We start from the raw sequence: 18,992 nt of genomic DNA, 5'->3' as shown, positions 1-18,992 counted from the left end.
GTCAACATTGATTTATATGTGAATAGGTGTTTTGTATACGAACAAAGTTGGCGCGCAAGAGCCGCCAAAAAAAGAACTCAGGGAGAAGCAAGTGATGAATTCGTTATGTAAAATTAGTAACTTGCTTGAAAGCTGCGCTGTTTTGCGTGCAGGGGCAACACATGCCGAATCGAACTGTGGATCGTTCGTCGGAGCTGCAGAAAATACACGGCTTTGCGTATGATCACGGGGCTCGAAGATATCTCCGATAGTGAGATTTGTATCAGCAGTCGGGTGGTCAACGACCTGCCTCCGCGTGAAAGTAACATCGCGATGATGTTCCAGAACGACGCGCTGTACCCATATATGACTGTGCGCGAGAATCTGGGCTTCACGCTGCAGATCGCCAAGCGCCCCGAGGCCGAAATTACCAAGGTCGTGACCGAGGTCGCGGCGATCCTTGAGCCGGACGAATTGATGGGCGACAAACCAGCGGAACTGACCGGTGGTCAGCGCCAGCGCGTCGCCAATACCATCGTCTACGTGACCCACGATCTGGTTGAGGCGATGACGCTGGACGACCACATCGTTCTGAAGGATGCGCTCACGGTCCCGGCCTCGGCACGCGATCATGTAAGCGCGGGACATGTGGTTCAATTCGGCTGCCGCGCCGACAATCTCACGCAAGTCGGCCACGCGGTCGAGGAAAAGGGCGCTTTGGTCGATCTGGAGCTCCCGGTTGCACTGGAAGAACCGTTGGGCATCGAAACCTTTATGTTTGCCGGGCTGGCGGGGGTCGAGGTTCAGGCCAAGACGTTCAATCCGCACCAGGTGGAGCAGGGTGAGACGCTGCCATTCCATCTGGTTCTCGACAAATGCCACGTCTGCGACGCGGCCACCGGCGAGGCGCTGAGAGGGTAAGCAACCATGGCCACCATCACCCATATCGAACTGCGCATGATCGACCTGATCCCAAAGGTGAAACGGGTCGATGCCATTCAGTCCTTTGTCAGTCAGGAAACGCCCATTGTGACCGTGACCGACAGCGACGGGGCAAAGGGTGTGGGCTATTGCTATACCATCGGCACCGGCGGCCCGTCGGTTATGGCACTGCTTGAAAAAACGCTGGCACCCGCTCTGATCGGGCGCGATGCGGACCGGATCGAAGGCATCTGGCGCGATCTGTTGTTCCTGACACATGCGACGGCGGTGGGGGCGATCACTTCGCTTGCTTTGGCCGCGATTGATACAGCTCTTTGGGATTTGCGCTGCCGCAAACAAGGGCTGCCGCTGTGGAAAGCCGCGGGGGGATCGCGGGATCGCGTCCCGCTCTATTCGACCGAGGGCGGTTGGCTGCATCTGGACACACAGGCCTTGGTCGATGACGCGCTGTCGATGCAGGGGCAGGGGTTCCGTGGCTCGAAAATCAAGATCGGGCGCGACCAACTAAGCGAGGATGCTGCCCGTTTGGCTGCGGTGCGTGAAGCGGTTGGGCCGGGATATGAAATCCTAACCGATGGCAATCAGGGCTTTACCCTGTCCGAAGCGATCCGCCGAGCTCAGGTTTTGGAAGACTATAGTATCGCCTGGTTCGAGGAGCCTCTACCCGCGGATGACGTCGCAGGCCATGCCGAACTGTCGCAACGGACCTCGGTGCCGATAGCCGTCGGCGAAAGCATATACTCGCTGAGCCAGTTCAAGGACTATTTACACGCGGGTGCGGCCAGTATTGTGCAGGTTGATGTGGCGCGGATCGGAGGCATTACCCCATGGTTGAAAGTGGCGCATCTGGCCGAGGCGTATAACGTCATGGTCTGCCCGCATTTTTTGATGGAACTGCATCTGCCACTGGTCTGTGCGATACCAAATGCAAAATGGCTGGAATACATCCCACAACTCGACAGCGTTACGACGGACGCGATACGCATTGAGGATGGGCTTGCCTTTCCGTCAGATGTGCCCGGGCTTGGTATCGCGTGGGACTGGCAGGCAATCACTGCCCAGTCCACGCCGATGGAGATCAGGGAGGGCGCATGATGCAAGGTATGGCCATGGTGATCGCAGCGAAGCCCAAAAAGCTATACGAATACAAGCGTCTGCACGCTGCCTTCTGGCCGGATGTGCTGGCTCAGATCGCCAAAAGCAATATCCGCAACTACACGATCATTTTGCGTCAACCCGAGAACCTGCTGTTTGGGGACTGGGAATATCACGACACCGATTTCAAAGGGGATATGGCCGTATGGCGCAAGACCCCAAAACGCGGGAATGGTGGAGTTTCACCGACCCTTGCCAAAACCCTCTGCCCAGCCGCGCCGAAGGCGAGCAATGGGCGCCCATGATTGAAGTATTCCATACGGATTGAGGACGACATGACCAAACCACAGGGCCGTCTGGCCGGAAAGAAAGCACTGATAACCGCAACAGGGCAGGGCATTGGACGCGCCAGCGTCGAAAAATACGTGGCCGAAGGCGCGCAGGTGATTGCCTGCGACATCAACGATGCAACTCTTGCGGAACTGGCTGCGATCGAGGGTGTGACGGCTCTGAAGCTGGACGTCACCGATGCAGACGCTGTGGCTGAGGCCGTCAAAACCGCCGGAGCGCTGGACGTTTTGTTCAACTGTGCAGGGTTCGTTGGCGCTGGTTCGATCCTTGAATGCGACGACGACCAGTGGGATTTCAGTTTTGATCTGAACGTCAAGGCGATGTACCGGCTAGCCAAGCTGGTTCTGCCCGTCATGTTGGAGAATGGCGGTGGTTCGATCATCAACATGTCTTCGGTCGCGTCGTCGATCAAAGGCGTGCCGAACCGCTTCTCGTATTGTGCGTCCAAAGCGGCCGTGATTGGCCTGACGAAATCCATCGCCGCTGACTTCATAACGCGGGGCATCCGCTGCAACGCGATCTGCCCCGGCACGGTCGACAGCCCCAGTCTGCACGACCGCCTACGCGCCACCGGCGACTACGAGCAAGCGATGAAAGACTTCATCGCGCGCCAGCCCATGGGCCGCATTGGTCACGCAGACGAGGTCGCCGCCTTGGCCGTCTATCTGGGCAGCGACGAGACCGCATTCACCACCGGACAGACCTTCGCCATCGATGGCGGCTGGACCGTTTGATCAGGGAGATTTGAGATGAAACTGCTGCGTTACGGTCCGGTTGGACAAGAAAAACCCGGTCTTATGGATGAAAATGGCGTGATCCGCGATTTGTCGGGTGTCATTGACGATATCGCGGGCGACGCGTTGTCGGATGCCGGGCTTGATGCTTTGCGCGCGTTGAATGTGGATGCTCTGCCCGAGGTCGAAGGTACCCCCCGTATCGGCGCCTGCGTCGGTCAGGTGGGTAAGTTCATCTGCATCGGCCTGAACTATGCCGACCACGCCGCCGAAAGCGGCATGGCCCTGCCCGAGGAGCCGGTGATCTTTTTCAAGGCCACCTCAGCCATCATTGGGCCAGACGACATGGTCGAAATCCCGCGCGGATCGGTCAAAACCGATTGGGAAGTCGAACTGGGCGTGGTGATCGGCAAACACACCAAATACGTCTCCGTCGAGGAGGCGCTGGACCACGTCGCGGGCTATTGCGTGGTCAACGACCTGTCCGAGCGTGATTTTCAACTTCACCGCTCGGGCCAGTGGGTCAAGGGCAAGTCCGCCGACACGTTTGGCCCTATCGGCCCATGGCTGGTGACGCGGGATGAGATCTCGGACCCGCAAAACCTGCCGATGTATCTTGAGGTGAACGGGCATCGCTATCAGGACGGCTCGACCAAGACGATGCATTTCGACGTAGCAACGGTGATCTCGCATCTGTCGCAATTCATGTCACTGCAGCCGGGCGATGTGATCTCAACCGGGACACCTCCCGGCGTGGGTATGGGGCAGGACCCGCAGACCTACCTCAAGCCCGGCGACCGGATGGAGCTGGGAATCGACGGGTTGGGCGTTCAGCGCCAAACCGTTGAGGCCAGCAAGTGACCCGGATAACCGGCATTCGAACCGAGGATCTGAGGTTCCCGACCTCGGACAGTCTGGACGGGTCGGATGCGATGAACCCCGACCCCGACTACTCGGCGGCTTATGTGGTGCTGGAAACTGACGGCGCGCATGAGGGCCACGGGCTGACCTTCACCATTGGCCGCGGCAATGAGATCTGTGCGGCCGCGATCCAAGCCCTCGGTGCGTTGGTCAAAGGGCTGGAGCTGGACTGGATCACCGACGATATGGGTCGGTTCTGGCGTCATATCACCGGCGACAGCCAACTGCGTTGGATTGGTCCCGACAAGGGGGCGATCCACCTAGCGACCGGCGCGGTAGTGAACGCCGCGTGGGATCTGTGGGCCAAAGAGGCCGGCAAACCCGTCTGGCAATTGGTCAGCGGAATGACCTCCGAAGAGATCGTGCGCCTGATCGACTTCCGCTATGTGACCGATGCGATCACCCCGGATGAGGCGTTAGCGATGCTCCGCGCCGCTGAACCGGGCAAAGCGGAGCGCATCGCTAAACTGAAGACCGAGGGCTATCCCTGCTACACGACCTCGGCGGGCTGGCTGGGCTATCCCGACGACAAGCTGCGCCGCCTTTGCCATGAGGCCAAGGAGGCGGGCTTTACTCATACCAAGTTCAAAGTTGGCCGCGATCTGGATGACGACATTCGCCGCCTGACCATCGCACGTGAAGTACTGGGCGAAGACATGAACATCATGATCGACGCCAATCAGGTGTGGGAGGTCGATCAGGCGATCGACTGGGTCAAAGCGCTGTCCTTTGCGCGACCCTTCTTCATCGAAGAACCCACAAGCCCTGATGACGTGTTTGGCCACAAGGCGATCCGCGAGGGCGTCGCACCGGTCAAAGTAGCGACGGGCGAGATGTGCCAGAACCGGATCATGTTCAAGCAGTTCATCAAGGAAGGCGCGATCGACATCGTTCAGATCGACAGCTGCCGGATGGGTGGGCTGAACGAGGTGCTCGCGGTCATGCTGATGGCGGCGAAATACGATCTGCCGGTTTGGCCCCATGCCGGAGGCGTGGGCCTGTGCGAATACGTCCAGCATATGTCGATGATCGACTATGTCGCGATCTCGGGCGAGAAGGACAGCAAGCGGATCGAGTATGTCGATCACCTGCATGAGCACTTTATCAACCCCTGCGTGGTGAAGAACGGCGCCTATATGGCGCCGACGCGGCCCGGGTTCTCGATCGAGATAAAACCCGACAGCATCAGAGATTTCCGGTTTCTGCCCCCAATGGCAGCGGAAAAAACCCCTGTTGCCTGACCCTAGTAGCCACAATGGTCGGGCTGCGCTTTGCCCACTCTGAAGAAGATACAAAACGTTCTACTTTGGGAATACGGCCTTTGAGGCCGCCTGTTTGTTTTGCTTGCTGCAACCGAGGCTCTGGCGCAACGCCGGATTACTGCAAGAATCTTTGACCCGCCATGCGCTATACATGACATCATCCAAATATTGGCTCAAGTTTTCGAACCATACCATGACGCATGGCCAGCTGATTCGTCATGCGGGCTAAGAAAATATGTATATCTGCGAACTGACCGAGACTCCTCGACAGGTTTGACTAAGTGACATCTAACGTGTTTTTCGCGCACGGCTTTTGCAAAATTGGGGCAAGCCGCAGTTACCCCGACGTTGCATTGTTTGATCGGAAAAACGGCATCCTCTCATGCGGCCACGAACATATCCTTGTACTGGTCACGTAGGATGTTCTTTTGAACCTTGCCCATGGTGTTGCGGGGAAGTTCATCCATCAGGATCAACTTGCGGGGGTGTTTGAACCGCGCGAGGCTGTTGCATACCGCAGCCTGCATCTGTTCAAGGTTTGGGGTCTCGCCCGGTTCCGCGACAATCACACCAAGAACCGTTTCTCCGAAGTCTGGGTGGGGTACGCCAACGACGGCGCTTTCCAGCACGCCGGGTTGGTCATCGAGCACCAGTTCAATCTCCTTGGGGTAGATATTATAGCCACCTGAGATGATCAGGTCTTTGTTTCGGCCTACGATCTGGACATAGCCCTCTTCATCGATCCGGCCCAGATCGCCGGTGATGAAAAAGCCGTTCTCCCGTAGCTCGGCCGCGGTTTTTTCAGGCATTTGCCAATAGCCCTGGAATACGTTTGGTCCGCGCACCTCGATCTCTCCAATCTCGCCATTGGGCAGGGCGTTGCCATCAGAGTCGCAGATTTTCAGCTCAACCCCGGGCAGAGGGACCCCGACGGTGCCTGCGCGACGCTCCCCTTCATAGGGGTTTGATGTATTCATGTTGGTTTCGGTCATGCCGTAGCGTTCGAGTATGCGGTGTCCGGTGCGCTGTTCGAACTGCACATGCGTTTCCGCCAGCAAGGGCGCGGAACCGGAAACAAAAAGGCGCATGTGTTCGGCCAGTTCCCTTGTGAACCGATCGTCATCCAACAGGCGGGTGTAGAAAGTGGGCACGCCCATCATTGTCGTGGCCTGAGGCATCTGACGGACAACCTCGTCCAGATCGAACTTAGGCATGAAAATAATGCTACTGCCCGCAGCCAGTGACACGTTAGTTGCCACAAACAGTCCGTGAGTGTGAAAGATCGGCAGCGCGTGCAGCAGCACGTCGTCGGATGTGAAACGCCATTCTTCGACGAGCGTTTCGGCATTCGACAACAGGTTGTTCTGGGTCAACATCGCGCCTTTGGACCGGCCCGTGGTGCCCGATGTGTAAAGAAACGCCGCCAAATCCTCGCCGTCCCGATCGACTGTGTCGAAACTGATAGGCATAGCCGATGCCTTTTCCATCAGGCTACCGCTGCCATCCGCGTTCAGGGTCTCTACGCGCGCGCTCAGTTGCGCGCCAATGGGGGCAAGTTTCTCTTCACTTTTGGCGTCACAGACAATCAGCGAGGCACCGCTGTTTTCAATAAAGTAGGTCAGCTCATCGACGGTATAGGCGGTATTCAAGGGTAAAAACACCAGGCCGGCCTGCGCGCAAGCGGCATAGAGGGCCAGCGCTTCTGCTGATTTCTCGATCTGCGCCGCAACCCGGTCGCCGGGCTTTAGGCCTAACTGTGTGGTCAGATGGGCGATCTGCGCTGCGGTGCTTAAAAAGTCCTGATGCGTTATCAGCGAACCGTCGAGCAGATGCAAAAAAGGTGTGTCTTTGCCGGCGTGAGCGCCGAACAAACCGTCATAGAGAGGATTGGCCATAGGGATTACCTTTCCTGTGTCGATGTGAGAGAGGCGGACGCGGCAAGCGATTTGACCTCGGTCGAGGCGATCACCTCGCGGGTATTCGCAAATTGCTCGTGGTTCTGCGCCACGCGGCTGAGGTCATAAAGATAGTTGACCATGGTGCCGCCGGACTGTGCCCGGCCCTTGTCCGAGGTATCGGCATCCGCATGAACCGCATGAACCAGCGCACCGTTGCCAAGATGGAACCGCGCCACCGGGTCGAAAGGCATGTTGCCCCGGCCTTCGGCGTTCAGCAGGTAATGCGCCGCCAGCGCCTTCATCTGATCGGGCCTTTCGATGTCCCATTCAATTTTTTCCTGCGTCAGCCACTTGCTCAGGCCAGGAATGGGCGACAGGGTGACAAAGGTCTTCAGCCCCGACAATTCTGCCGCCAGATCCGAGGCCACCTGCTTGATCAGCGAGTTGCCGAACGAGATGCTGGCCAACCCGGCCTGACAATTCGAGATCGAGTAGAACACAGCCGTATCCGCCTGATCCTGCGGCAGCGGATCGCGGTCTTCGGCGAGCAGCGCCTGAACCGAGCCCGGGATGCCTTGGTTCAGCGCCACTTCGACAAAGATCAATGGCTCGTCGGGCATTGCGGGGTGGAAGAAAGCAAAGCAGCGTCGGTCGGTTGGCTCGAGCCTGCGGCGCAGATCATCCCAGCTGTCGATGGCGTGGACCGCCTCATAAGCGATGATCTTTTCCAAAATATGCGCCGGGCTTTCCCAGTTGATCGGGCGCAGCACCAGAAAGCCACGGTTGAACCAGCTGGCGAATAGATGCCTGAAATCCAGATCCAGCGCCTGCAACTCGGGCTCCTTGCCGCCCAACCGCAGCAGGTCGGCGCGCATCTGAACCAGCGCGCCGGTGGCACCGGGCACCCGGTTCAATCGGCGGATCAATTCCTGCCGGGCCGGTTCCACCGCAGCTGCGAAGCTGCGATAGGTGGCTTTCGAGGGATCGCGTTCGTATTCATCCAGTGACGAGCGCACCGCCTCGGGGTCGATATTCATGGCGGTGGCGAGATAGCGGAAGCACTCCAGCTTGTCGTCATCGCTCAGCGTATCGAACCGATTCAAGATTTCCTCGGCCAGCGCCAGCCCCGAGGTCTCGCCCGCTGACCCGACCAGCGCATCGGCCAGTTCGGTCAGCGGGCGGCCGTCTAGGGCCGCCGCGCCCGAGCGGCGATAACGCCGCTCGAACACGGTGGACAGAAGATCCGCTAGCAGGGTCATACCGCCGCTCCCATCACGAGGTCAGGCAGCCAGGTGGCCAGACCGGGGAACAGGCAGAGCAGGACAATCGCAATTACCATGCAGGCTACGAAGGGGAGGGAGCCTGTCAGGATGGTCTTCAGCGAGATGTCGGGCGCGATGCCGTTGATCACATAGAGGTTAAGGCCGACAGGGGGCGAGATCAGGCCAATCTCCATGTTGATGGTCAGTACAACCGCAAACCAGATCGGGTCGAAGCCAGCTGTGGTGATGATCGGCAGCAAAATCGGTGCCGCCATCAGAATTACAGCCACGGGCGGCAGGAAGAACCCGGCGATCAGCAGGAACACGTTGACCGCACCCATCAGAACCCAACGGTTCACATCCAGTGTACCGATCCATTCGGCAATCGCCTGTGTGATGAACAGCGAGCTGAGCATGTACGAGAACACACCGGCAGCGGCGATGATGAAGAGGATCATCACGCTTTCCTTGGTGCTGTCGCGCAGCACGACCCAGATGTCCTTGGGGTTCCACAGCTTGTATATGACCATTGCGATCAGCAGGCAGAGCAGGGCGCCAACGGCAGCCGTTTCCGATGGCGTGGCGATACCGCCATACATGGCGTACAGCACACCTAGAATGATGCCGAGGAAGGGTAGAACCCGCGGCAAGATCTCGAAGCGTTCACCCCAGGTGTAGCTTCCAGACCCCAGACGGGTGGCGTCACCGGATTTCCAGGTCGAATAAAGCGACCAGGCCATGAACAGACCAACCAGCATCAGGCCGGGGATCACGCCGGCCAAAAACAGGCGACCAATCGAGGTCTCGGTGGCGATGCCGTAGACGATCATGGTGACCGAGGGCGGGATCAAGATGCCAAGCGTACCACCTGCGGCGATGGAACCTGCGGCAACGCCGTCGGGATAGCCGCGCTTGCGCATCTCAGGGATGCCCATCTTACCAATTGCGGCACAGGTTGCGGGTGACGATCCGGACATGGCCGCGAACAAAGCGCAGGCGCCAAGGTTGGATACGACCAACCCTCCGGGTACACGGGTCAGCCAGCGTTCCAAGGCTTCGTACAAGTCGGCTCCGGCCCTCGTCGACGCGATGGACGCCCCCATGATGATGAACATCGGGATCGACAGAAGGGCAAAGTTATCCAGCTTTCCGAACAGAATCTCGGGCATAAGTTCCAGCGAACGCGGGCCGTCGAAGACAATCAGAAACCCGGCTGAAACTATCAGCAAACCGATGGCGACCGACACGCCCGAAAACAGAACAAGGATGGTGGCGATGGCGACAATGGCGCCGAGCAGAAGGGGGTCCATTGGCTTTACTCCAGACCAAAGGGTTTATCGATGCCAAGCAGGACGGCGACGAGGTCAGCGATTAGCTGAAGCAGCAGCAGTCCAAAGCCGACCGGGATAGACAGGTAAGGAATCCACAGCCGCACACCCCATACGGTGTCGGATTTCCAGCCACGCTCCCATGCGAAGTGCCAATACTCGTAGCCGTAGAACAGCATGACCGAGACGATGGCGATGGACAGGGCCGAGGTCAGGATCGCCATAAAATAGCGGGGGCGCGGGGCCAACGAGATCGGGATCAGGTCGACATTCACATGCCCGCGCAGGCGTTGCACATAAGGTAGACCGACGAGGGTGGCGGCGATGACAAGATAGATGACCGCTTCGGTTTGCCAGATGGTCGAGCCATTCAGGACAAAACGCACGACGATCATTTGGCAAGTGATGGCGACGGCAGCAACGATCATGGCTGCGGAACACCATCCGGCCAGTGTTGAAAGCGCAGCGACAAGGCGAAGGAAAGGATTGTTCCCGGTATGGGAAGCAACGGCAGAGCTATGGCCAGCCATTTGCGTCTCCTGATAATTGAGATGCAATTAAGTCTGAAGATCAGAACTGAGATCGGTGCCGGGCGGCGGAAGGGCCGCCCAGGCGAGAAAGGGTCACTCGACCGCCAGAGCCTTGTCCAGCAGCTCCTGCCCGTCCGGGACTTCTTCCACGAACGCCTTATAGGATGTTTCCTGCGCCAGAGCGCGCCATGCTTCGAAGTCTTCGGCGCTCATTTCGGCGATCTCGACGCCCGCTTCGGCGAAGACTTTGGCCGAGTTTGCGTCCTGCTTCTTGGCTTCTTCCAGATAGTAAGTCTGTGCCTTTTCAGACGCGGCAAGCAATGCAGCTTGCTGATCTTCATTCAGCCCGTCGAAGGTGGATTTGTTCATCAGCAATGGCTGGTACATGAACCACAGGGCAACGTCGCCCGCTGGCGTATAGCAGCTGACCTGTTCGTAGATGCGATAGCTAACAAATGACGATGACGAAGTGTTGGCCGCCTGCAAAACACCGGTCTGCATCGCGTTGTAGATCTCCGATGACGCCATCGAGGCGATCGAAGCATCGGCCCCGGCCAGCATTTGCTCAAAGGATTTACCTGCTGCACGGGTCTGCAAGCCGGCGATGTCTTCGGGCTTGGTGATGCACTTGTCCTTTCCGGCAAAGCCACCGGCCAGATAGCCATGGACCAGAACCATCACGTCATCCTCGGCCATCTTCTCTTCCAACGCTTCCATGAAAGGAGAGTCGGAGAGACGCGCTGCGTGATCGTGGTTTTTCACCAGACCAGGCATTAAAGTCAGGTTATAGGCGGGCTGCTGACCACCGGCATAGCTGAGCGGCAGAACTGTCATGTCCAGCTGACCTCGGCTGAGCGGCTTGTACTGCTCGCGCGGTTTGAACAGCGATTTTGAGCCGAAAATCTTAATCTCCAGATCAACATCGGCGGCGGCAACCTCATCGGCCACGATCTGGGCGACCTGGTGACGGATGTCCTTGTTGGACCACTGGTGCGATAGGCGCAGCTCTTTTGCGGATACAAGCGAGCCGGCGGATACAAGCGCTGCTACAGCAACGGCTGTCTTAAAAATGGTTTTCATTATTTCCTCCCTGGTTCGACCCGGCGTACCGGGGTCAGGGTATGCTTAAGCCGGTTCTGTTTTTTAGTCAACGTTTTTGTATACAAGATCATTGCTCTTGAATTTTTCGTAGATTGAGTCCTATACATAATCCTATGGACCTACGACTTGCCGATAATATCGCCCAGGAACTGGAAGAGTTGATCTTTGACGGTACATTCTCAGATGGCGACCGTCTGGATGAGGTCAAATTGGCCGAAAAGTTTGGAGTCTCGAGAACGCCACTTAGAGAAGCATTTCAACGACTTGCGCTGTCGGGCTTGGTCGATCTCATTCCACGCCGTGGTGCTTTTGTGCGACAGCCGGGTCCGGTCGAACTGATGGAGATGTTCGAGGTCATGGCCGAGCTCGAAGCTGTCTGCGGCCGACTTGCCGCCATGCGTATATCCGAGGACGCCCTGAAAGATCTGACGGACGCCAACACGAGATGTCAGCAGGCCGTCGATGCTGGTGATCCAGACACGTACTACCTCGAAAACGAACGGTTTCATCGCATTATCTACAAGCAGTCCGGGAATTCGTTTCTGGAACAGGAGGCCTCCAAGCTGCATCGGCGCCTTAAACCTTTCCGGCGGCAACAGCTTCGATTTCGTGGCCGTATGACGCAGTCGATGTCCGAACATCAGGACATCGTTCGCGCACTTGAGGACGGCTTGGCAGACGATACCGCCAATGCACTCCGCTCCCATGTCGCCGTGCAAGGCGAGAAGTTCCACAACCTGATGGCATCGCTTAAAAACACTGCTGAGCGATAAGCGGGCGGGGATTCACCACCTGCAACCACTCAACCTAGTTCAGTTCCGGCGTAGGCGAATGCTTGGCAATGCCATGTGACACGTTTCATCGGTCAGAACGCGGTTGCTCTCCTCACATTCAAAATATCGCATTGAACAACAACACGGTTCTGGCACAATTGCTGCGGCAGTCAAAATGGTAGGGTTATCGGCTATGCAATACTCATGGATTGATAAGTTCAAAGGTCTCAACCGCCTACCGGATACTGTACGTGCTGATCTGATCAGCGGTAGCCAGATCGTCAACGTTCCCGCTGGCACCCAGATATTCGCGCCAGGCCAAACGGCTGACAATCTATTGCTTCTTTTGGAGGGAACCGTCCGGGTTCAGCAGAAATCTGAGACCGGGCGCGAGGTGTTCCTCTACCGTGTTCACGCCGGTGAAAGCTGTGTGCTGACCACGGCGTGTATGCTGGCTTTTGAAGACTATTCCGCCGACGGCATTGCCGAGACAGACGTTTCAGCGGTGGCTATCCCGCGACAAACGTTCGACGATCTGGTTGCGAAATCCCCTGTGTTTCGCGAGTTCGTCTTTTCAGCTTACTCACGCCGGATCACCGATCTCTTTACTTTGATCGACGATATCGTGTTCAAGCGTATGGACGTACGGCTGGCTTCTCGGCTGCTAGAGCTGGCAGGGCAAGGCGCGACCGTACACGCAACGCATGCCGTGTTGGGTACAGAGCTGGGCACGGCGCGCGAAGTGATCTCGCGTACTTTGGCGGAATTCCAACGCCGTGGCTGGGTGGAACAGTCGCGTGGCGAAGTCTGCCTGACCGACCGTGAGGGGCTAGAACGCTTGGCAAGATCGGCGACGCCCGAGGTCTGACTTCAAACTTTGAATTTGTTTGGTTCGTTTGGTGACCATGTCACCAAAGCTGTGATCCGCGCTGTGCAAGTGTCAACTCACTGATTCCCGACGGAGTGTGACATGACCACAAATATGGGCAAACTTGACCGCGCATTGCGCATTCTGATTGCTGCGATGCTTCTATACATGGCTTTGGGCACGAGCGTGCTGGGGGCTGGACTCCTGTTCTGGCTGGCATTGATCGTGGCGGGTGTGTTCACCCTCACGGCCTTTGTCGGCAACTGCCCACTTTACCGCATCGTTGGCCTCAAGACATGTCAGGGCTGCTGATGATCGAGACAGCATTTACCCCTTGGGCGTCGCTGACGGGCGGCGTTCTGATTGGTGTGGCCTCGGTTCTGCTGATGTTGCTGTTGGGGCGCGTGATGGGGGCAACCGGAGTTTTGGCCGGCCTGTTGCGGCCTGCATCGTCCAGTGATTTTACTTGGCGCGCTGCGTTGTTGGCTGGCATGGCAACCGGCCCCTTGGTGGTGTGGGTAGTGTCTGGGCAGATGCCTCAGGTACAGGTGCCGGTCTCCACTGCCGCGTTTGTTCTGGGCGGTGTGATTGTCGGTGTCGGTGTGACCCTGGGCGGCGGCTGCACCTCGGGCCACGGTGTGTGTGGAATGGCGAGACTAAGCGTTCGCTCGATCACAGCCACAGCAACGTTCATGCTGTTCGCCTTTGCCACCGTTTTCGTCACACGCCACGTTTTCGGAGGATAAAGCGTGAAACTCATCTCAACCTATTTGATCGGTCTGGTCTTTGGTGTTGGAATCTCGCTTTCCGGCATGGCGAACCCAGCCAAGGTGCTGAATTTCTTCGACCTGTTTGGTGCCTGGGACCCGTCCCTGATCTTTGTCATGGGAGGTGCACTGATAACCACCTTTGTCGGCTACAAGATGGTCTTCGGCCGCGCCGCACCCGTGCTTGAACCTGCGTTTCATTTGCCATCGGCGCGAAAGATCGACGTCAAGCTCGTCGGTGGGTCCGCCTTGTTCGGCATCGGTTGGGGCATCGCCGGATTCTGCCCCGGCGGCGCATTGCCCGCACTGGGCACGGGCCGATGGGAGGTCTTTGCTTTCGTCGGTGCCTTGATTGTGGGCATTTCCCTCGCCAAGGGCCTGCAGGCGGCGCTGGCTCCTGATTTGCAAACAGATACCTGAATTGAGAACCGGAGGAGACAAGATATGGCCACTTACCCCGTAAACATGGCGATCAAGCCAGACGTATTTGCGTTCTTTGACGCTGCAACGAACACGATCAGCTACATCGTGAAAGACCCGGATTCGAGCGCTTGCGCGATCGTCGACAGTGTCATGGGTATCGACTACGCGGCCGGGCGTATCACTTTCGACCACGCGGATGAACTGATCCGAACTGTGATCGACAGGTGCCTTCAGCTGGAGTGGATTATCGAAACCCATGTGCATGCCGATCATCTGTCCGCCGCGCCGTATATTCAGGAAAAACTCGGTGGCAAGATCGGGGTCGGCTCCAAAATCACCATAGTGCAGGACACGTTCGGCAAGGTCTTTAACGAAGGAACCGAGTTCCAACGAGACGGCTCGCAATTCGATACGCTGTTCGAAGATGGCGACACCTATATGATTGGGAATATGCAGGCCTGCGCCATGTACACACCCGGACACACGCCAGCCTGTATGGTTCATGTCATGGGAGATGCGGCCTTTGTTGGGGATACGCTTTTCATGCCCGATGGCGGCTCCGCCCGGGCCGATTTTCCGGGCGGCGACGCGGGCGTTCTGTACGACTCGATCCAGAAAGTTCTGGCATTGCCGGATGAGACGCGTCTGTTCATGTGCCACGACTATGGGCCGAACGGGCGCGATATTGCCTGGGAAACCAGCGTAGCCGAGGAAAAGGCCCACAATATCCATGTTGGCGGCGGCAAGACAAAGGAAGAATTCGTCAAGTTCCGCACCGAACGTGATGCAACGCTGGCGATGCCAAACCTCATTATCCCTTCACTGCAGGTCAACATGAGAGCAGGCGTTGTGCCCAAGGATCCCGACGGCAACTCGATGCTCAAAGTGCCTGTAAACGCCCTCTAAAGGGCCAGAAGGAGAGCAGAGATGGAGTTTCGCACGATATCACCCAAATTCACCGCCAGCCCTCAGATCTCGGTCGAGGATGTCGGGACAATCGCTGCGCAAGGTTTCCGCGCGATCATCTGCAATCGGCCGGATGGCGAAGGGGTGGATCAGCCCTCGTTCAAGGAAATCGCCGCCGCTGCCAAGGCCGCAGGGATCGAGGCCCGCTATGTTCCCGTGCAATCAGGCATGGTGAAAGATCAGGATGTCGAGGCGTTTGGCGCAGCGCTTGAGGACCTGCAACGCCCGGTGTTTGCATATTGTCGCACCGGGACTCGCTCGGCCACGCTATGGTCTTTTCATGAGGCTATGAAACGGCCGATTGCCGAAATCCTGACAGCCACCAAGGCAGCGGGCTACGACATGAACGGCGTGGCCCGCCGGATCGCAAATGGCGGCAAGACCCCAACAGATACGGGCGACGCCCATTTTCAGGTTGTTATTGTCGGCGCGGGGGCAGGGGGGATCTCGGTCGCTGCCAGTCTGAAATCGAGGCAACCCGGTCTGGATATTGCTGTCATTGATCCGGCAGATGTTCACTACTACCAGCCCGGTTGGACCATGGTGGGCGGCGGTATCTTTGATGCCCAGACGACGGCCAAGACCATGGGCAGTCTGATCCCCAAAGGCGTGCATTGGATCAAGGCGGCCGTCGCCGCGTTTGAGCCGGAAAGCAACGCCGTCGTTTTGGATGGTTGCCGAGTGGTGAAATACGACCGACTTGTCGTCTGCCCGGGTCTGAAGCTGGATTGGGGCAAGGTCGAGGGGCTAGAGGAAACTCTTGGCCGCAACGGTGTAACCTCGAACTATCGCTATGATCTTGCACCATATACGTGGCAGTTGGTGCGTGAGATGCAAAAGGGCAGGGCAATTTTTACCCAGCCACCGATGCCAATCAAATGTGCCGGTGCGCCGCAAAAGGCCATGTACCTGTCCGGCGATGCGTGGTCTCGGCGGGGCGTATTGAGTAACATTGACATCCAATTCATGAACGCGGGCGGAGTGCTATTCGGCGTCAAAGACTACGTCCCGGCGCTGGAGCGCTATGTAGAAAAATACGACGCTTCGTTGAACTTCTTCCACAACCTCGTTGCAATCGACGGTCCCGCAAAGACGGCGGTGTTCGAGGTGACCCAACCAGATAGTGAACAGGGCAAGGTCGAAGTGTCCTTCGACTTGATCCATGTCTGCCCACCGCAGACCGCGCCAGATTTCGTGCGGGTGTCGCCGCTTGCGGATGCCGCGGGGTGGGTCGATGTCGATCAGGCCACGCTTAGGCACAAGAGCTATGACAATATATGGTCCTTGGGTGATGTAATGAATGCACCGAATGCCAAAACAGCGGCGGCAGCACGCAAGCAGGCGCCAACCGTGGCCGACAACATCGTGGCTGACATCGTAGGTCGGTCTGCCACGGCGCAATATGACGGTTATGGCTCGTGCCCGCTGACCGTCGAACGCGGCAAGATCGTATTGGCCGAGTTTGGCTATGGTGGAGCTCTCAAGCCCAGTTTTCCGCGTTTTCTTATAGATGGCACGAAACCCAGTCGTTTGGCGTGGTTTCTAAAGGAAAGCCTGCTGCCGCCGATCTATTGGAAGGCAATGCTACGCGGCAAGGAATGGATGGCGCGGCCTGAAAAGCTGAACGTGGCCCCGGAATAGCCCTACGCATCGGAAGACCTCAGATGATCAACCATCTTCGCCGGTTTGTCCCTGTTCTGGAATGGGGTCAAGGTTATACGCGCGGCACATTTTCCAACGACCTGATTGCAGCCTTGATCGTGACGATCATGCTGATCCCGCAATCGCTTGCTTACGCTCTGTTGGCGGGATTGCCTCCCGAGGCCGGCATCTACGCGTCGATTGTTCCGATTGTGCTTTATGCGATCTTCGGCACAAGCCGCGCGCTGGCGGTCGGGCCGGTGGCCGTTGTGTCGCTTTTGACCGCCACCGCGATCGGGCAGGTGGCCGAGCAGGGCACAGCAGGCTATGCCGTCGCAGCGCTGACCTTGGCCTTTCTGTCTGGCGCGTTTCTGGTGCTTATGGGCTTGATGCGGTTGGGGTTCATGGCCAATTTCCTCAGCCACCCAGTGATTGCCGGGTTTATCACAGCCTCCGGCGTTTTGATTGCGACCAGTCAGCTCAGGCACATTCTGGGTGTCGATGCGCATGGGCACACACTGCCTGAAATGATCGGATCAATCCTTGCGCATTTACCCGAGACAAATTGGGGGACGCTGGCAATCGGCAGCCTTGCCACCGGCTTTTTGTTCTGGGTGCGCAAGCACCTCAAACATTTTCTTGGGTTCTTGGGGGCAGGGCCGGTTCTTGCCAACATTCTGACGAAAGCCGGGCCTGTCGCCGCCGTGGTCGCCACAACTGTTACCGTCTGGGCTTTGGGTCTGAATGCTCAAGGGGTGCAGATTGTAGGGACGGTGCCACAGGGCTTGCCTCCGTTCACAATGCCTGACCTTTCCCTTGATCTTGTAGGAGAGCTGATCGCTCCTGCGGTTCTGATTTCGATCATCGGATTTGTTGAAAGTGTCTCGGTCGCGCAGACACTGGCCGCAAAGAAACGCCAGCGGATTGATCCGGATCAGGAGTTGATCGGTTTGGGCGCAGCCAATCTGGGGGCAGCGTTTACTGGGGGCTATCCGGTTACGGGTGGGTTTGCGCGTTCGGTTGTCAATTTTGATGCCGGAGCGGAAACACCGGCTGCCGGTGCATTCACTGCCGTAGGGCTAGCCATCGCCGCCTTTGCACTGACCCCGTTAGTCTACTTCCTGCCCAAGGCCACTTTGGCCGCGACGATCATTGTTGCCGTCCTAAGTCTTGTGGATTTTTCAGTTCTGAAAAAGACATGGGTCTATTCTCGCGCAGATTTTGTAGCGGTCGCCGCCACCATTGGCCTTACGTTGGGGTTGGGGGTCGAGGTGGGGGTTGCCTCGGGCGTGGTAACCTCGATCCTGCTGCACCTTTACAAGACTTCGCGCCCGCATGTGGCCGAGGTGGGGCTTGTGCCCGGCACCCAGCATTTCCGCAACATTCGACGACACGAAGTTGAAACGATCCCGTCCATAGTGACGTTGCGCGTGGATGAAAGCCTGTATTTCGTCAACGCGCGGTTTCTGGAAGATCTGATCCAGCACCGTGTGCCTGAAGGAAGCAATGTCAGTCATGTGATCTTGATGTTTTCTGCGGTGAACGAAGTTGACTACTCCGCGTTGGAAAGTCTTGAGGCGATCAACCACCGTCTATCAGATATCGGCGTCGGTCTACATCTGTCTGAGGTCAAGGGGCCGGTCATGGACAGACTGAAGCGATCTCATTTCCTTGAACAGTTGAACGGTCTGATATTTCTATCGCAATATGAGGCTTGGATCACGGTCGGCGCGCAAGACAAAGTTGTTGAGACAGTCCGAAACCGCTCGAAGCTTTAGAATTGTCAGGCTTAACTTCCGATTGAAGTGCGGCGCTTAAGCCCTGTATAGCGAGTGATAAATGGCAGTAACGAATCCTCTGACGGGGGTGTCTCCGCTCAACTTACAGTAGGCGTATTCCCATATCCTTTTTTGAAATGGACAACAGTTCGTCAGTTCCTCCAACAATTCTTTTGCGACGAAACCTGCCTTTGGCATCTGTAAAACGCCCGTTTGGGTCATAGTAACGAATATCCCAAGTGTAAGCATCCGGCCAATATGCAATCTTCTAGCCAAGACTAGTGAAACCGCGACTTGTATGTATCCTGGGGGAATAAACCGGTTTTCAACATAATCATGATTACACGAAGAAAATGGAGAAATCTCGCTTTTG

18 protein-coding genes and 1 pseudogene are annotated in these 18,992 nt (G+C 57.3%); 14 read left to right on the top strand and 5 right to left on the bottom strand.

Annotation, left to right across the window (positions count from 1 at the left end; translation table 11 throughout):
• Window positions 1–213: 213 nt before the first annotated feature.
• The 6 genes and pseudogenes from ACR0I8_RS14095 to ACR0I8_RS14070 all read left to right on the top strand — a co-directional run bounded on the left by ACR0I8_RS14095 (window position 214) and on the right by ACR0I8_RS14070 (window position 5,263).
• On the top strand, window positions 214–900 hold the full coding sequence (locus ACR0I8_RS14095; RefSeq protein ID WP_480703285.1) for an ATP-binding cassette domain-containing protein: 687 nt from the start codon (window positions 214–216) through the stop codon (window positions 898–900).
• Between the two features lie 6 nt (window positions 901–906).
• Window positions 907–2,016: a mandelate racemase/muconate lactonizing enzyme family protein gene (locus ACR0I8_RS14090; RefSeq protein ID WP_170689164.1), complete on the top strand. Its 1,110-nt coding sequence runs from the start codon at window positions 907–909 to the stop codon at window positions 2,014–2,016.
• Window positions 2,013–2,344, top strand: a pseudogene (locus ACR0I8_RS14085) (L-rhamnose mutarotase). The gene ACR0I8_RS14090 and the pseudogene ACR0I8_RS14085 overlap by 4 nt, the downstream one beginning before the upstream one ends.
• A gap of 7 nt (window positions 2,345–2,351) precedes the next feature.
• Window positions 2,352–3,101 carry an SDR family oxidoreductase gene (locus ACR0I8_RS14080; RefSeq protein ID WP_170689163.1) on the top strand — a complete coding sequence of 250 codons (750 nt, stop codon included), beginning with the start codon at window positions 2,352–2,354 and terminating at the stop codon, window positions 3,099–3,101.
• Window positions 3,102–3,116: 15 nt separating this feature from the next.
• A complete protein-coding gene (locus tag ACR0I8_RS14075) occupies window positions 3,117–3,962 on the top strand; it encodes a fumarylacetoacetate hydrolase family protein (protein ID WP_170689162.1) in 846 nt (281 codons plus the stop codon).
• Window positions 3,959–5,263 carry an L-fuconate dehydratase gene (locus ACR0I8_RS14070; RefSeq protein ID WP_170689161.1) on the top strand — a complete coding sequence of 435 codons (1,305 nt, stop codon included), beginning with the start codon at window positions 3,959–3,961 and terminating at the stop codon, window positions 5,261–5,263. Before ACR0I8_RS14075 ends, ACR0I8_RS14070 begins: the two co-directional genes overlap by 4 nt.
• A 401-nt stretch (window positions 5,264–5,664) precedes the next feature.
• Here the strand turns inward: ACR0I8_RS14070 and ACR0I8_RS14065 are convergent, their stop codons facing one another.
• From ACR0I8_RS14065 to dctP, 5 genes are all read right to left on the bottom strand, one after another.
• Entirely contained in the window at window positions 5,665–7,179 is a 1,515-nt protein-coding gene (locus ACR0I8_RS14065; RefSeq protein ID WP_170689160.1) for a malonate--CoA ligase, read from the bottom strand.
• Between the two features lie 5 nt (window positions 7,180–7,184).
• On the bottom strand, window positions 7,185–8,441 hold the full coding sequence (locus ACR0I8_RS14060) for a malonyl-CoA decarboxylase (RefSeq protein ID WP_170689159.1): 1,257 nt from the start codon (window positions 8,439–8,441) through the stop codon (window positions 7,185–7,187).
• Complete coding sequence (locus tag ACR0I8_RS14055; RefSeq protein ID WP_170689158.1) at window positions 8,438–9,754, bottom strand: TRAP transporter large permease; 1,317 nt, start codon at window positions 9,752–9,754, stop codon at window positions 8,438–8,440. Before ACR0I8_RS14055 ends, ACR0I8_RS14060 begins: the two co-directional genes overlap by 4 nt.
• A 5-nt stretch (window positions 9,755–9,759) precedes the next feature.
• Window positions 9,760–10,302: a TRAP transporter small permease gene (locus ACR0I8_RS14050; RefSeq protein WP_170378218.1), complete on the bottom strand. Its 543-nt coding sequence runs from the start codon at window positions 10,300–10,302 to the stop codon at window positions 9,760–9,762.
• Window positions 10,303–10,395: 93 nt separating this feature from the next.
• Window positions 10,396–11,382, bottom strand: a complete 987-nt coding sequence (dctP, locus tag ACR0I8_RS14045) for a TRAP transporter substrate-binding protein DctP (RefSeq protein ID WP_170378220.1) — start codon at window positions 11,380–11,382, stop codon at window positions 10,396–10,398.
• A 134-nt stretch (window positions 11,383–11,516) separates the two neighbouring features.
• On the opposite strand from dctP, the gene ACR0I8_RS14040 reads away from it, so the two are divergent.
• The 8 genes from ACR0I8_RS14040 (at window position 11,517) to ACR0I8_RS14005 (ending at window position 18,619) form a co-directional block, all read left to right on the top strand.
• Window positions 11,517–12,176 carry a GntR family transcriptional regulator gene (locus tag ACR0I8_RS14040; protein ID WP_170378222.1) on the top strand — a complete coding sequence of 220 codons (660 nt, stop codon included), beginning with the start codon at window positions 11,517–11,519 and terminating at the stop codon, window positions 12,174–12,176.
• Between the two features lie 193 nt (window positions 12,177–12,369).
• The gene (locus tag ACR0I8_RS14035) at window positions 12,370–13,044 is read left to right on the top strand and encodes a Crp/Fnr family transcriptional regulator (RefSeq protein WP_170689157.1); all 675 of its coding nucleotides are present in this window, start codon (window positions 12,370–12,372) and stop codon (window positions 13,042–13,044) included.
• Between the two features lie 102 nt (window positions 13,045–13,146).
• On the top strand, window positions 13,147–13,356 hold the full coding sequence (locus ACR0I8_RS14030) for a YgaP family membrane protein (RefSeq protein ID WP_170689156.1): 210 nt from the start codon (window positions 13,147–13,149) through the stop codon (window positions 13,354–13,356).
• On the top strand, window positions 13,356–13,790 hold the full coding sequence (locus ACR0I8_RS14025; RefSeq protein WP_170689155.1) for a YeeE/YedE thiosulfate transporter family protein: 435 nt from the start codon (window positions 13,356–13,358) through the stop codon (window positions 13,788–13,790). Before ACR0I8_RS14030 ends, ACR0I8_RS14025 begins: the two co-directional genes overlap by 1 nt.
• Before the next feature lie 3 nt (window positions 13,791–13,793).
• Window positions 13,794–14,231 carry a DUF6691 family protein gene (locus ACR0I8_RS14020; protein WP_170681112.1) on the top strand — a complete coding sequence of 146 codons (438 nt, stop codon included), beginning with the start codon at window positions 13,794–13,796 and terminating at the stop codon, window positions 14,229–14,231.
• Between the two features lie 24 nt (window positions 14,232–14,255).
• On the top strand, window positions 14,256–15,140 hold the full coding sequence (locus ACR0I8_RS14015; RefSeq protein WP_170689154.1) for an MBL fold metallo-hydrolase: 885 nt from the start codon (window positions 14,256–14,258) through the stop codon (window positions 15,138–15,140).
• Window positions 15,141–15,161: 21 nt separating this feature from the next.
• Entirely contained in the window at window positions 15,162–16,841 is a 1,680-nt protein-coding gene (locus ACR0I8_RS14010; RefSeq protein WP_170689153.1) for a bifunctional protein tyrosine phosphatase family protein/NAD(P)/FAD-dependent oxidoreductase, read from the top strand.
• A gap of 23 nt (window positions 16,842–16,864) precedes the next feature.
• Window positions 16,865–18,619 (top strand): SulP family inorganic anion transporter, encoded by a 1,755-nt coding sequence (locus ACR0I8_RS14005; protein WP_480703282.1) that lies wholly within the window; start codon window positions 16,865–16,867, stop codon window positions 18,617–18,619.
• Window positions 18,620–18,992: the final 373 nt, after the last annotated feature.

Source organism: Ruegeria sp. BG9 (genome assembly GCF_056538305.1).
This window is presented reverse-complemented; position numbering and strand designations above follow the sequence as displayed.